The organism is Paenibacillus sp. FSL R7-269, assembly GCF_000517865.1.
Lineage (GTDB): Bacteria > Bacillota > Bacilli > Paenibacillales > Paenibacillaceae > Paenibacillus_AQ.
In genome coordinates, this window is sequence record NZ_ASPS01000016.1 from 135072 (window position 1) to 148671 (window position 13600).

Genomic DNA, 13600 nt, shown 5'->3' on the forward strand with positions numbered 1-13600 from the left:
AGATTATCGGCCCAGACGTTCCAGCGTAAGCTTATAACCGTCATTGCCATAGTTCAGGCAGCGCTTCACGCGGGAAATTGTAGCCGTACTGGCCCCCGTCTCGGCTTCGATCTGATTATATGTAGACCCCTTGCCCAGCATCCGCGCAACCTCAAGGCGCTGCGAGAGCGATTGAATTTCGTTCACTGTGCACAGATCATCAAAGAATACATAACATTCTTCCATATTTTTCAATGTTAAAATAGCCTCAAATAATTGATCGATACTTTTATCGTTTAGCTTCTTTAGCTGCATCGCCCTATCATCCCCTAAACATTAACTTAATGTGACTATCTTGCCTCTACTATATTGTACTGGAGCACATTTTTCAAGCATTAACGGTTTCACGCTGTAAAGAGTGAAATCGATGGACAAACGTCCACCCCTGGCGTACACCATCACTGGGGTTAATTCTAATCTACTTCCGGCTTCCAGGTTAGACCGCCTTACTCATAGTACTACAAAACCGTGCGAAATCAAGCATGGACACGGTTTCTTCACTTCCGCTTGCCGCTCTATAGGCATTCGCCCTTTTCCGCTAGTATCCCGGTTACCCGGGCATTCGTCTATACCGTCTGTTCGCCCATGACATACAGTATAGCAAACCACTAACGAAGGAATGTGATCCTATGCCTCAGCATTACTATAATCATTCCCGCCAGCAAGGCCGTTCCCTGGCTGAACCCTACAATCCGTCACCCTACCCGGGACTATCTGCTTATACACCTGCCCCGCTTCCCGGAGAACCTGAGCTGCTGCCTGCTTATGGCGCTGAAGTCACCGATACGACCCTCGCGCTCCCTGCTGCAGAAGCTTCTACTGCGAAGGCCGGAGGCCTGCTTGGCGGACTCGGCAATCTTGGAAGTCTGGCGAATATGGAACAGATCAAGGGAATCGTTGACCGGATGGGCGGTATTGACGGAATCGTCAACACCATGGGCAAGGTGCAGAAGGTAATGCAGGGCTTCTCACAGATGGCTCCGATGGTGAAGCTTGTGATGGGCGGCTTTGGCAAAGGCAAGGGAAGCGGAGCGGGAGAGCTCGCCGCCGAGGAGGATGCAGCCCTCTATAGCCCCAAACGGCGCAAAAAAAGACGCTCCGTCCCGAAGCGCCGCAATACCACCTCCAAAAAGCGTAAATCCGGCGGGCCTTCCTCCGTTAAGCGCCGCCGTTCCTAAGCGGCGGCGTTTAACGCGCTTTTCCCGTTACTTAAACCAGCCGCTCCGCCGGAACCAGCCGAACATTCCGATTCCCAGCACCAGCATAAGCAGCAGCACTGCGAAATAGCTGTATTTCCATTCCAGCTCCGGCATCACCCTGAAGTTCATTCCATAGATTCCGGCGATCAGCGTCAGCGGCATGAATACCGTGGTAATCACCGTGAGTGTCTTCATAATGGAGTTCATCCGGTTGGAGTTGAGCGAGATATAGCTGTCACGCAGGTCGGCGGTCATTTCCCGGTCAACTTCAATCATGTCGGTCAGCTTCAGCAGATGATCATAGATATCGCCGAAGTAGACCCGCTCCTCCCCGTTACTCTGCACATGCTGCGAATTGACAATCCGGTACATCAGATCACGCATCGGCACAATCGTCCGCCGCAGCTTCAGCAGCCTTCCGCGTACATTGAAGACCTGGCTCATCAGCTCTTCCACCGATTCGTTGCCGCCCTGGCTCTCCAGATCCGCAAGTTCATCCTCCAGCGTATACAAGGACGGGAAATACCTGTCGACCAGCTTGTCCATCACAGTGTAAGCAGCGGCCATCGGTCCGCCCGACCAGCCCTTGCGGCTATGAATCTCAGCTTTGACCATCTGCCACGCTTCCTCCATCTCCGGCTTGTCCTGATGATGGTAGGAGACGAGGAATTTCGGGCTGAGGAACAGGTCAATCTCTTCGGCCTCCAGCGTCCGCTCATTCAGCGAATGCAGCACGAAGAACTGCACATCCTCGTAATAATCAAGCTTCGGCCGCTGCAAGACATGCATGCAGTCTTCAATTGCCAGCGGGTGAAAATGAAAATAAGTATCCAGCTTCAAGGTTTCTTCCTCCGTCGGCATAGCGAAATCCGCCCAGATCCAGGAATAATCGTCCAGTACGATATCCTGAAGCAGCAGATCGGTCAGCACCTCACCCGTAGGCGTTACGGCAAGTGTTCGTATCATAATATAAGTCCTCCGCCCTATGTAGGCAATCCGCAGCAGAGCTGCGCTGTTCTAGTTGCTTCCTCCCATTGTACAGCATGTCCCCGCAAAAAAATAACCGCCAGCCCGCTGACCAGCGGCTCCGGAGGTTTCTTGGTCTTGCCTCTATAGCTGACGATGCCATTTGCAGTGAAAGGCCCGGACCCATAGTCCCGTATCCGGCTTAGCGGCCCAAGCCTTCCAGCACCTCCAGATGCAGCACCTGCAGAAATTTCTTAATGTTCACCTTCACCTTGCCGCTATCCCGGCCCTGTTCGATCTCCTTCATCTTCAGGCGCACCTCTTCGAAGTCGAAATACAGCGGCGCATAATGCTCGAACTTCGGATTCCCGTAATCTGTCAGACCGATGGACGCGAGACTTGTCAGACCCGCCGCCAGTGCGCGGCGCAGACGCTGCTCAATAGCCTTGACCTCTTTGGCTGCCTCCACAGGTACCGGTCTGTATTTGGCAGCAGTCAGCTCATACAGCTCCTTCAGGGACGGAAGACTTCCGCTCTTCCCTTCCGCTACCGCCAGCTCCATGATCGTGATAATATCACGGCTGCCATTCTCCGAGATCATACCCATATTCATCAGAATGGGCTGGACAATCTCCTTGACGGTCCGTTTGCCCGGCTGCAGCTGGGGCAGTCCGAACTGCAGGCCCTCCAGCTTGCCCAGCGTCAGCTTGATCTCATCCAGATAACGGCCCATGGCGTAACGTTCATTCACTTTATATAGAACAGATTCGACTTCAATCTTGTTGATCGGCTTGCGGATGAAGAATTCAATTCCGCTCCTGTAGGCGCGGCTGACCATGTCCCCGTTCTCAATCTGCGAGATCATGACGAATTTGGAGCGGCAGCCCTGTGCCTGAAGAGTGAGGATGGTCTCAATCCCGTCCTGGTCCGGCATCAGCAGATCCATCAGCACAATGTCCGGGGTCTCGCTCAGTATCAGAGCTATACCCTCCTGTCCGCTCGCTGCAGTCCCCGTCACCTCACCAAGCCCGCTGTCCTCAATAATATGCTGCAGCATTCTTCTCGCCGACGCGTCGTCATCTACAATACAGAATGATAGCGGCATCCTCTATTCCTCCTTCCGCAGCTTCATGCTCGGCACTGTAATCTGAAACATGGCCCCTCCGGCATGCGATACCGGCTGAACCGTAATGCTTCCCTCGAACATATTCACTATATCCCGTACATGTGAGAGCCCGATCCCCGTGGCAGCGATGCCCTCTTCATCGAATTTCGTTGTGAAGCCCGGCTCGAACAGCAGGTGGAGATCACGCTTCCCGATGCCCGTCCCGCTATCAGTAACTGTCAGAATCGTCATACCGTCCTGCTCATAAGCGTTCAGATGGATGCTGCCTATTCCTTGGATGACTTCCACCGCATTGGCGGTAAGATTGTTAAGCAGGGTCAATAGAGGAATGTAGCTGTCGGTTGTGTAATCGGAGGTGATGTGAATATGGAACTTAATCTCTTTGCCCAGCATTTCCGCATATTTGCCATTGCTCTTGACCGCGAACTGCAGAATGCCCGATAACGGCATGTCCCCGTTCACCTCACGCTCTACCAGCTTCACCAGCCCTGCCAGAATCCGCTGCGAATCCTTCTTCACCTCATGGAGCTGCTGGGTGATGTCGAGCACCTGCCGGCTGTAACGCCCCGTGCCTTCCCCGTCCTTCAGCTTGGTGTACAGCTCAAAGCTGTTCAGCGTTACCTGCTCCAGGGTGCCTATGGACTTCTTCAGATAGAACACTTCCCCGTACAGGCCGGAGCCGAATCCGAGCATCTGCTGGGTCCGTTCATGCTGCTCCCGCTCCCGGATACGCAGCTGGCTGACAGAGATACTGCTGTATACCCCGGTGGTGAAATACGTTCGCAAGACCGCAATCGCCATCAGGTACGTCCACTCGTTCAGCCGGAAGGTAGCCGAATCCAGCACAATCAGGCGGGCCAGCAGCTCCATTTCATTGGACAGGAGATCGATCACCGCGGCAACGGCGCCCAGCACCAGCGGATGGAAGGTGTCGATCCGGCTCTTGATGACATACATCAGCGCGCCGAACACCATGTAATAGATCATTGCCGAGAAGTGGCTGCTGAGGCTCTGCTCTGCCGTCAGTCCGCTTCCCTCCACCATATCCATGGCAGTCCGGAACAGCAGCACGACCACCCCGGTGGCACAGCCTGTGCGGATATACGGCAGCTGCCTCATTAACAGCAGGAAGAGGAGAAAGGCGCTGCTGCCCATGGCAATGCGGAAGATATCTCCGTCAAACGGGTTGATCTTGAATTCTCCGGCTACCGCAGTAACGGCGGCCACCAGCAGAATCTGTACCGCCTTCATTCTCAGAATCGATTGTCCCATCGCCACTGCTCCTGCCTAGAGAGGTTGACAACTATAGTATCATAGCCGTACTGGATTGAATATGGCTTAATCCTCATTCGGCTAAGGTTATACCGCTCTGTGCTCAAGCCTTCTGGACAGCAGCGACAGCAAGTAATTGACGACAAAATAAATCAGGGCAACCAGCGCCAGCGTAGGGATGGCATAGCTGTAGCTGTGGCCGATGACAATGTTGGCATTATGCATCAGCTCCGGCAGGGAAATCACAACAGCGAGCGAGGTATCCTTCAGCAGGGAGATGAACTGGCTGACCAGTGGCGGAACCATGCGCCGCAGACCCTGGGGAAGCACGATATGCCATAAGGTCTGTAGATTGCTGAGACCGGAGGAACGCGCCGCTTCAATCTGCCCCTTGTCGATCGACATTAAGCCGCCGCGGACAATCTCGGCAATCATCGCCGCCTCGAAGATGGTTAGTGCTGCAATGGCCGCAGTAATCAGTCCGAGCTTGATTCCGACCTCCGGCAAGGCGAAGCGGATGAAGAAGATGATCAGCAGCAGCGGCAGATTACGGATCAGCTCCACCAGGTAGAACATGACCGGAGACAGCACCGGCACCTTCGAATAGCGGATGACGCCAATAATACAGCCGATGATAAAGCTCAGGAAGATCGATACAAAAGCAACGATCAGCGTCACATACAATCCGTCCAGCAGAAACTTCAGATTATCGGCAGAGTATGCACCTGTGAAATCCATAATATCCCTCCTTTAGCTTCAGATGTCCTTTAATGATGCTTCTTAATATTTGCGCTGCAGCCGGCGCTCCCAGATCCGCACGCCGTAGCTGAGCGGAAGTGTAAGCACCAGATAGAATACCGCTACGAAAATGTAGGTGTCGAAGGTACGGTAAGTCTCTGTAGAGATCCCGTCAGCAAAGTACATCAGATCAAGACCGGCCACCAGAGTCAGTACCGAGGAGTTCTTAATCAGATTAATGAACTGGTTGCCGAGCGGCGGAATGACCAGCTTGATCGCCTGCGGCAGAATAATATGCAGCATGGTCTGTATGTAGTTGAGACCGGAGGAACGTGCCGCCTCCATCTGTCCCTTGGGCACGGCCATAATTCCGGCACGGATCGCTTCGGCGATGAAGGCCGAGGTATATACGGCGAGTCCAATGGTTCCTGCCTTGAAGCCGTCCAGTGTGAAGCCCAGAGCGGAAGGCCCATAATAGAAAATATACACGACTAGCAGCAGCGGAATGTTGCGGATGAACTCCACATACACCGCACCGGACCAGCGCAGACCCTTGACCGAAGTTATGCGGAAGACGGCAACGACCGCGCCGATCAGGAAGCTGCCGATCAGGGCCAGCACACTGGACAGCAGCGTACCGTAGAAGCCTTCCATATACAGTCCGAAGTAGTTCGTTAATATTGAGAAATCCATCAATGTTCACCTGCCTTTACCTGTGGATGAGTTCGTTCCTGCCCGGCATGACCGCCGTTCCTACAAACAAGTAGAAACGGCGTTGCCCTCCTTGGAAAAGGCGGTACCGTTTCTACGAGAAATTCGTGTGAAACCCGTTTATTCGTTTTTACCTTGATGGAAGCCTGCTCTTACTTGGGACAGACTTATTTAGCCGGGGCTTTACCAATCCACTTCGTATAGATGGCATCATACTCCCCATTCGCCTTCAGTTCAGCCAGTGTATCATTAATCGCCTTAACTACATCCGCGTTGCCTTTCTGGACCGCAATGCCGTATGGCTCATCGGTAAACGGCTTCCCTACCACCTCGAAGCCGGGGTCCTGTGAGGCCATTCCGTACAGAATCGCATCATCCGTAGTGAGCGCGTCGCCCTGCCCCGCCTTGAGCGCGCTGAAGGCATCCTGGTAGTTATCGAATTCAAGCACGTTTACGCCCGGCACCTTCTCTTTGATATTCTTGATCGAGGTTGCCCCCTTGGAGCCGAGGATCTTCGTATCCTTCGTAACGCTCTCCAGGCCTGTTATCGGGCTGCCCTTCTTTACAAGCAGGGACTGGCCGGCCTGGAAATAGACGTCAGAGAAATCGACTTCCTTCTTGCGGTCCTCCGTAATGGTCATGGTAGCCACCACCATATCGATCTCGCCGTTATTCAGCATCGGAATGCGCGTCTTGGAGGTCACCTCCTTCAGCTCGATGGCATTCTCGTCACCGAGAATTTTCTTAGCGATGGCCTTGGAGATGTCGATGTCGAAGCCTTCCACGTTGCCGGAGGCCGGGTCCTTCAGACCGAACAGGCGGGTATCGAACTTCACGCCGACGAGCAACTTGCCGCGCTCCTTGATCTTGGCAATGGCTGCAGAGTCAGCGGCTGCCCCTCCGGCTGCATTGCCGCCTGCCGCAGGGTCGTTCTTGCCCTTGTTGTTGCCGCATCCGGCAATGACCAGCAGGGCCGCAATCATCAGCGCACTTAACACCTTGAAGCTCTTAGACATTTTCATTTCGTTTCCTCCCCGGATTCCTATATATTTAGTTTAATGGCTTAATACACGGCTGAGAAAAGTACGCGTCCGCTCTTCCTTCGGGCTGGCGAAGAAGGCTTCCGGCTCCGCCTCTTCCACGATCTGCCCTTGATCCATGAAGATGACCCGGTCCGCTACCTCACGGGCGAAGCCCATCTCATGGGTCACAACGACCATTGTCATGCCCTCACGCGCCAGGGCGCGCATGACATCGAGCACCTCTCCGACCATCTCCGGGTCCAGCGCCGAGGTCGGCTCGTCGAACAGCATAATCTTCGGCTTCATCGCCAGCCCCCGGGCAATCGCCACCCGCTGCTGCTGTCCGCCGGACAGCTGGGAAGGATAGGACTCTGCCTTGTCGGCAATGCCGACCTTCTCCAGATAATACATTGCGGTCTTCTCCGCTTCCGCCTTGCTTAAGCCCAGCACCTTCACCGGGGCCAGCGTGATGTTATCAATCACCTTTTTGTGCGGGTACAGGTTGAAGTGCTGGAAGACCATTCCGATCTCTTTGCGCAGGGTATTGATATCTGTCTTGCGTTCGTTTACAGTTATACCGTCCACGGTTAATCCGCCGCTCGTTATCGTCTCCAGACGGTTAATGCAGCGCAGCATCGTGCTCTTGCCGGAGCCGGAAGGACCGACTACAACAACTACTTCCCCTTCCTGAACATGCAGATCAATGCCCTTCAGTACATGGAATTGTCCGTAATGTTTGTCTACCTGATGAAAGTCGATCAATGGCTAGGCCTCCTTTGTCTATTCGGATGTTTGTCAGCAATGGTAACACTTAAAACAAACCTTACTTCAGAGACTACCAAATCCTACATAATACTACGCAAATTTCATTTCTCATATGTTATTTTCTTTTAAATATGTGATGTATTTCATTTTCTTTTTATGCCCATTAACATTTTTTATCAGTTTGGTGTAGCCTTTTGTGACATTCCTCTCTTGAAAAATCAAGTGGAAACGGCTTTGCCGTCCTTTTAAAGGACGGTACCGTTTCAGCGGGAAATAGAAGGATAATTTATCGTGTGCAACATATAAATTCTTATATTTTCAAATAACCTCCGCTTAGGCCGAGGTTTACCGCTGAACGCAAAAAAAGATGTCCTAAAGCCATCCATGGCTTCTGCGACATCTTGTCCAGGCAATCTATTCTGTTCAGTCCTAAAAGAAGAGCTTGAAGATCACTCCCGACAGCAAGGCGCTGATCGGAATCGTAATGAACCAGGTAACCACGATCCGTCCGGCCACTCCCCATTTGACAGCGGAGAAGCGCTTGGCAGAACCTACACCCAGAATCGATGAAGTGATCGCGTGGGTTGTACTTACTGGCAGATGCAGCAGCGTAGCCGTGAAAATAACAGAGGCCGCCGAAATATCCGCCGCGAAGCCGTTGATCGGCTCAATTTTGAAAATCTTCGTGCCCATCGTCTTAATAATCTTCCAGCCGCCGATAGACGTTCCGAGTGCCATGGATGTAGCCGCTGCAATCTTAACCCAGAGCGGAACCTCCATCGTCTCAAGCCGTCCCGAGGTAACGAGGGCAAAGGTAATGATCCCCATCGCCTTCTGCGCGTCATTCGTACCATGGGTGAAGGATTGCAGTGCGGCCGTCACGATTTGCATCGAACGGAAGCCCTTGTTGACCGTATGCGGACTGCGCTTCGCGAAGATCCACTTCAGAATCGTCATCACAATATACCCGATTACAAAAGCGATCAGCGGGGAGAAAATCAGCCCCTCTACGATCTCAATGAACCCGCTCCATTTGATATGCTCTGTACCTGCCCCAACATAGACCGCACCGGCTAACGCACCGATAAGCGCATGGGAGGAGGATGAAGGAATACCCAGCCACCAGGTCACGAGATTCCAGATAATTGCCGCAATGAGCGTCGCTGTGACAATATCTATACCGTTGTCCAGCAGGGTCGGATCGGTAATGCTGCCCCCGATCTTCTTCGCCACGCCGGTGAACATCAATGCGCCGATAAAGTTCATCGAGGCGGCCAGCATGATGGCTGTACGCGGCTTCAGCGCACGGGTCGAGACAGAGGTAGCAATCGCATTGGCGGTATCATGGAAGCCGTTAATGAAGTCGAACGCCAGCGCAAGAAAGATAACAAAAGCTAGTACATATATAGATGTATCCATATTTAAGGCCCCTTATGAGTTACGCATGATGATCGATTCCAGCATGTTGGCTACGTCTTCACATTTATCCGTGGTGGTCTCGAGCCGCTCATACAATTCTTTGCGCTTAATCAGCTCAATCGGGTCCTTCACAGTCTCGAACAGGGCCTTGGTGCAGATACGCAGGACTTCGTCGCCCTGGTTCTCCAGATCATTCAGACGGATGGTGTATTCGCGGATCGCCAGCAGCTTCTTCTGGGAGAGCAAATGAACTGCCTTCTGGATCTCGTATGCACTCTGGCGGAGAATCTCTGCAAACTGGACAATATACTCATCCGCATCCAGCAGGTTATACATATAGAAACGCGAGGCTGAGGCCTCCAGACCATCAATGACATCGTCCATGCTGGTGATCAGATCCATGATGTCGTCCCGCTCCAGCGGCGTAATGAACGTCTTGTTCAATTCCTTGATGACAGTATGTGTGTAAGTATCGCACTGGGATTCGTATTTCTTCATCTCCGCGGCGAAGTTCTCCACATTGCCCTGGAGAGTCGAGATATTCTGAGCGAAATAATCCGCAGCCTGAACAATGGTGTCAGCCATGTTTTCCAGCGTCTCAAAGAATATATCCTTTTTTCTGAGCTTCATTAGTCTAAGACCCCTTTACATAATATTGCCGTGAAAAAAATGAAGTCATTCCATGTAAACCGCATGAAAATGAATGACAACCCTTGTTATCTTATCATATCGACAGAAGGGATAGAAGACAAAAAACCGAACTTTTTTACACTATAATAACAATTCCCTGTAATCACGAAAATAATCATCCGAACATTCGATTCTCCAGCTGAACTTAGAGGGATGCAGGCGCCAGCGCATATTCGACATGACTGCTGAACGAGGGGCTGTTCGGGACAATCAGAATATGGGTGATTCCCGGGAACATCAGCGCCTCCTTGCCGTCCTTCTTCACGAACCGGATGACGTCTCCGGGGCTGCGCGACCATTTGCCCTTAATCGCTACGCCGCGCTGTAACAGCACTGCTTCTCCCCCCAGCTCCGTATCCACCTGCAGCCGGCCGACATCGTCAAGCACCTTATGGTCCGAACCCATCACGATGATGTTCGCCGCTTCCACCGGACGGTTATTATTCAGATCCAGATGCGGCTTGCCGTTCACCAGGCGGGCATACGTACGCTGCTCTGCATTATATTGGTACCCGACATTGTAGCTCTTCAGCAGGAAGTTCACACTCAGCGCAAGCGCCGGGGTGCCCTCCACAGGAATGTAATCCGGATCATTGAAAAGAAAACCAGGGACCTTCACGCTCTCCGCATACCCCAGCTTCCCTGCACCCTCCCGCAGCTTGGCGGCATTGCTGTACAGGTTATGCGGGGCCTTGCGTTCCTTGTCCCGCCAGAAGTAAGCTCCCGCGCGTCCGATTTCGTCCATATCCGCCTTCTTCTGCCGTTGCAGAATGGCATAAGCGTCCGGACTGCCTCCGGCATGCACTGTTATGCCGCCGTAGCTCTCGCCGATATCGAGCAGATATGGGCGGATACTGCGGATCGGCCCGATCTTCACCACGCCGGCATGACTCTGAAAGATACCGATCAACCGGGTAATACCGCCCTCGGCCAGCACCTCGTACAGAATATCCGCCTCGCTGATCCCGGACTGTGGACGGGCCGCCGGGGCATTATTAATCATGACCGCGAGCGGCCGGGGCAGGCTCCCCTCTTCAGATACCAGGCCCGTTAAGCCGGAGATCGCTCCGGCGGCAGGCTCAGGGGCCGGGGTCTGCGCCACCTCTGTCGGCTGTGGCTCCAGGGTAGGCGCTGCTGTTGGTACAGATGTTTGTACAGGTACAGGGTTGGCTTGCTCATTACTGCAGGCAGAGAGCAGCACGGCGGCAAGGACTAGAGTATATACAGGACGGGATACAGAACGGTTCATCGATATAGACACGTTGTTCCTCCTAATCATAAGTTACAGCTTGCTTCTCTCGATGCTCTTCTGTGAAACTCGCTTCCTTCATTTAATCATAGCTGGCAGAGTTTGTCTTGAGTCAAGTGAAAATGGCAGCAGAAAAAGGGTACAGCCCTTATAGCAGCTGTACCCTCTATTCATTCCTATATTAGTCAAGCATCCAGCAGTTCAGGCTGAGCGTACCGTATTGGTAGGCCTGAATCATTAGCTGTGCCCGTCTGCCTTCATCGGCTGCCCCCATTGCGTAGAAGAGCGGGATAAAATGTTCTTTGCCGTAGGCAGGTACGGCCTCTCTCACATGTGGCGCTTGCTTCTCATACGCATACAGGGAGCGAAGATCCCAGGCCGCAAGCCGCTCTGCAATCCACCCGTCGAAGTCAATCGCCCATTGCTCCGGCTGATCCTTTTGCTTCAGCAGTCTGAGGTTATGAACCAGACCGCCGCTGCCGATCAGGAGAATGCCTTCCTCGCGCAACGGAGCAAGCATCCGTCCGATGTTGTACTGCTCCTCAGGCGAGCGGAGCGAATCCACGGATAAGGCCACGACCGGAATATCCGCCTGCGGGAACATGGTGCTCAGGATGACCCAGGCGCCATGATCCAGCCCCCGTCCCAGCACGGGCTGATGGGGCAGATTACTATTCTTGAACAGTTCCGAAATACGGCTGCTGAGTGCGGGATCACCTGGAGCAGGATAACTCAGCTGATACATCTCTTCCGGGAACCCGTAGAAATCATGCTGCGCTTCATGCTGTGTGTCCACTGTAATCAGCTGCTCTGGACTGTCCCAATGAGCTGAGAAGATCACAATGCCGCGGGGCTTCCCCAGATCCGAACCCAGCCGCTGCAGGAAACGCGTGTAGTCGTTATCCTCAAGTACCAGCAGCGGGGAGCCGTGCGCAATGAAAAAGGCCGGTAATTTCATAGGGTAAGAGCCTCCATTTCCGGTATGGTCTGCCCCTTTATTTTACAGCTAATTCCCAGCCATTGCGAGTGCCGTTACCGCTCCTATATCATCCAGTTCTGCCATTCCTCCTGCAGATGCTCCTGCTGGTTCATCCAGTCCCGGGTGCGCTTCAGCACCTGCTCCTGCGCCGGACCCGAAGAGAAGGTATGATCGCCCTGGAAAATAATCTCCTTGTCGCACCGTCCTTCCGGCCGGGTCCAGAACAGCTTCTGGTAGAGGAACGCATAGTCCACAGGGATCACATCATCGGAGGTTCCGTGAATGACCAGCACATCGCCGCTGAACTTTCCGGCCTCTTGGAACGGCTGGAAAGCAGCCAGGGAATTAAAGTATACCGGAGTGAACGAATATCCGGCATAATCTGCGCTGCCGCTCTTCACCGACCGGTCGAAAGCTTCCCTGCCGACAATCTTGACGATATCATTGAAGGGATAGCCGACAGCTGACCATAGTACAAGATTCTTCACCCGCCGGTCACGGACACCGGTCAGCAGCGCCACCGCACCTCCCAGACTGTGCCCGATCAGCGTTACACGCTGCGGGTCCACATCGGCCGAGCTGATGCCGTAATCCAGCACCGCCCGGGTCTGCCCGATCATCGACTCCATATCCTCACTGCCGTAATCGCCGCTGCTCTCCCCGCAGCCTGCATAGTCGAAACGGATTACCATATAGCCATCCTGCGCCAGCTCCCGGGCTGCCTTGACGAAGATCCGGTCGACACCGATCCGGCTGCCCACGAAGCCGTGGCAGATCACTGCAAGCGGCACCCGGTTCTTGCACCGTCCTGTCCCTGCCCGGTCTGCGGCCGGATAATGTATACTCGCTGTCAATTCCTCTCCGTTATGCCGGATGATGATATTCCGTTCCATTGCGGTGTCCTCCCCTGTATGGCTAATTTATTTTAAATTATAATAATTCCGATTAACTTAGTATGATTAATAAGTCTATTATAATATCTGTGCTAATTTGTTGTCAATATGCATGAAGCCCGCAGCTTTCATCAGCTCTTCAGGAGAAAAGGCCCCTTCCACTCCCTTAGGAGCAAAAGAGGCCCATCTCTGCTTAGGCATCACTCAGTCATAGCTGTCGTGAAACATGTCGTGTGTCTCCTGCCGGCCTTCCCAATCTCCAAGCCCGTTCTCCTGGTCCTGGCCCGCAGCATCCCATAGGCTGAAGCCGTCAGAATTGCCCCAGTCCCCCACATCATTAGTAGGTGCAGGCGCGGTGCCGCCGTTCACAGCCTTGCCGGGTTCCTGCTTGTTGTCCTGTTCCATAACGCTCCCTGCCTTCCCTCCAGCTATAGTTGGTGAAGCCACCACCTCTTCAGTGTTTACTCTTCCAAAAGGATTATTCAGACCTTCGTGAACGAACGTTGTCCTTGCACACGGCTGGTGCACAAAC

The 13600-nt window shown here is 53.3% G+C and carries 15 protein-coding genes; 1 reads left to right on the forward strand and 14 read right to left on the reverse strand.

Annotated elements, in window-relative coordinates; translation table 11 throughout:
* Positions 1 to 3 precede the first annotated feature (3 nt).
* Positions 4 to 294, reverse strand: a complete 291-nt coding sequence (locus C162_RS07900) for a YerC/YecD family TrpR-related protein (RefSeq protein ID WP_019913624.1) — start codon at positions 292 to 294, stop codon at positions 4 to 6.
* A gap of 374 nt (positions 295 to 668) precedes the next feature.
* On the opposite strand from C162_RS07900, the gene C162_RS07905 reads away from it, so the two are divergent.
* The gene (locus tag C162_RS07905) at positions 669 to 1217 is read left to right on the forward strand and encodes a hypothetical protein (protein ID WP_036693237.1); all 549 of its coding nucleotides are present in this window, start codon (positions 669 to 671) and stop codon (positions 1215 to 1217) included.
* Positions 1218 to 1244: 27 nt separating this feature from the next.
* On the opposite strand, the gene corA is transcribed toward C162_RS07905, so the two are convergent.
* The 13 genes from corA to C162_RS07970 form a co-directional block, all read right to left on the reverse strand.
* Positions 1245 to 2204, reverse strand: a complete 960-nt coding sequence (gene corA, locus C162_RS07910) for a magnesium/cobalt transporter CorA (RefSeq protein WP_036693238.1) — start codon at positions 2202 to 2204, stop codon at positions 1245 to 1247.
* A 202-nt stretch (positions 2205 to 2406) separates the two neighbouring features.
* Positions 2407 to 3309 (reverse strand): response regulator, encoded by a 903-nt coding sequence (locus tag C162_RS07915; protein WP_036693240.1) that lies wholly within the window; start codon positions 3307 to 3309, stop codon positions 2407 to 2409.
* A 3-nt stretch (positions 3310 to 3312) separates the two neighbouring features.
* On the reverse strand, positions 3313 to 4602 hold the full coding sequence (locus tag C162_RS07920) for an ATP-binding protein (protein ID WP_036693243.1): 1290 nt from the start codon (positions 4600 to 4602) through the stop codon (positions 3313 to 3315).
* 87 nt (positions 4603 to 4689) lie between these two features.
* On the reverse strand, positions 4690 to 5340 hold the full coding sequence (locus C162_RS07925; RefSeq protein WP_036693245.1) for an amino acid ABC transporter permease: 651 nt from the start codon (positions 5338 to 5340) through the stop codon (positions 4690 to 4692).
* A gap of 42 nt (positions 5341 to 5382) precedes the next feature.
* On the reverse strand, positions 5383 to 6033 hold the full coding sequence (locus tag C162_RS07930) for an amino acid ABC transporter permease (protein ID WP_036693248.1): 651 nt from the start codon (positions 6031 to 6033) through the stop codon (positions 5383 to 5385).
* A gap of 185 nt (positions 6034 to 6218) precedes the next feature.
* Positions 6219 to 7073 carry a glutamate ABC transporter substrate-binding protein gene (locus tag C162_RS07935; protein ID WP_036693249.1) on the reverse strand — a complete coding sequence of 285 codons (855 nt, stop codon included), beginning with the start codon at positions 7071 to 7073 and terminating at the stop codon, positions 6219 to 6221.
* A gap of 33 nt (positions 7074 to 7106) precedes the next feature.
* A complete protein-coding gene (locus tag C162_RS07940) occupies positions 7107 to 7835 on the reverse strand; it encodes an amino acid ABC transporter ATP-binding protein (protein ID WP_036693252.1) in 729 nt (242 codons plus the stop codon).
* A 432-nt stretch (positions 7836 to 8267) separates the two neighbouring features.
* Entirely contained in the window at positions 8268 to 9257 is a 990-nt protein-coding gene (locus tag C162_RS07945) for an inorganic phosphate transporter (RefSeq protein WP_036693255.1), read from the reverse strand.
* 12 nt (positions 9258 to 9269) lie between these two features.
* Complete coding sequence (locus tag C162_RS07950; RefSeq protein WP_036693257.1) at positions 9270 to 9887, reverse strand: DUF47 domain-containing protein; 618 nt, start codon at positions 9885 to 9887, stop codon at positions 9270 to 9272.
* Between the two features lie 205 nt (positions 9888 to 10092).
* On the reverse strand, positions 10093 to 11208 hold the full coding sequence (locus C162_RS07955) for a DUF3048 domain-containing protein (RefSeq protein WP_305954389.1): 1116 nt from the start codon (positions 11206 to 11208) through the stop codon (positions 10093 to 10095).
* Positions 11209 to 11377: 169 nt separating this feature from the next.
* Positions 11378 to 12154, reverse strand: a complete 777-nt coding sequence (locus C162_RS07960; RefSeq protein WP_036693263.1) for a DODA-type extradiol aromatic ring-opening family dioxygenase — start codon at positions 12152 to 12154, stop codon at positions 11378 to 11380.
* 83 nt (positions 12155 to 12237) lie between these two features.
* On the reverse strand, positions 12238 to 13068 hold the full coding sequence (locus C162_RS07965) for an alpha/beta hydrolase family protein (protein WP_036693266.1): 831 nt from the start codon (positions 13066 to 13068) through the stop codon (positions 12238 to 12240).
* Between the two features lie 204 nt (positions 13069 to 13272).
* Positions 13273 to 13473 carry a hypothetical protein gene (locus C162_RS07970; protein WP_036693270.1) on the reverse strand — a complete coding sequence of 67 codons (201 nt, stop codon included), beginning with the start codon at positions 13471 to 13473 and terminating at the stop codon, positions 13273 to 13275.
* Positions 13474 to 13600: the final 127 nt, after the last annotated feature.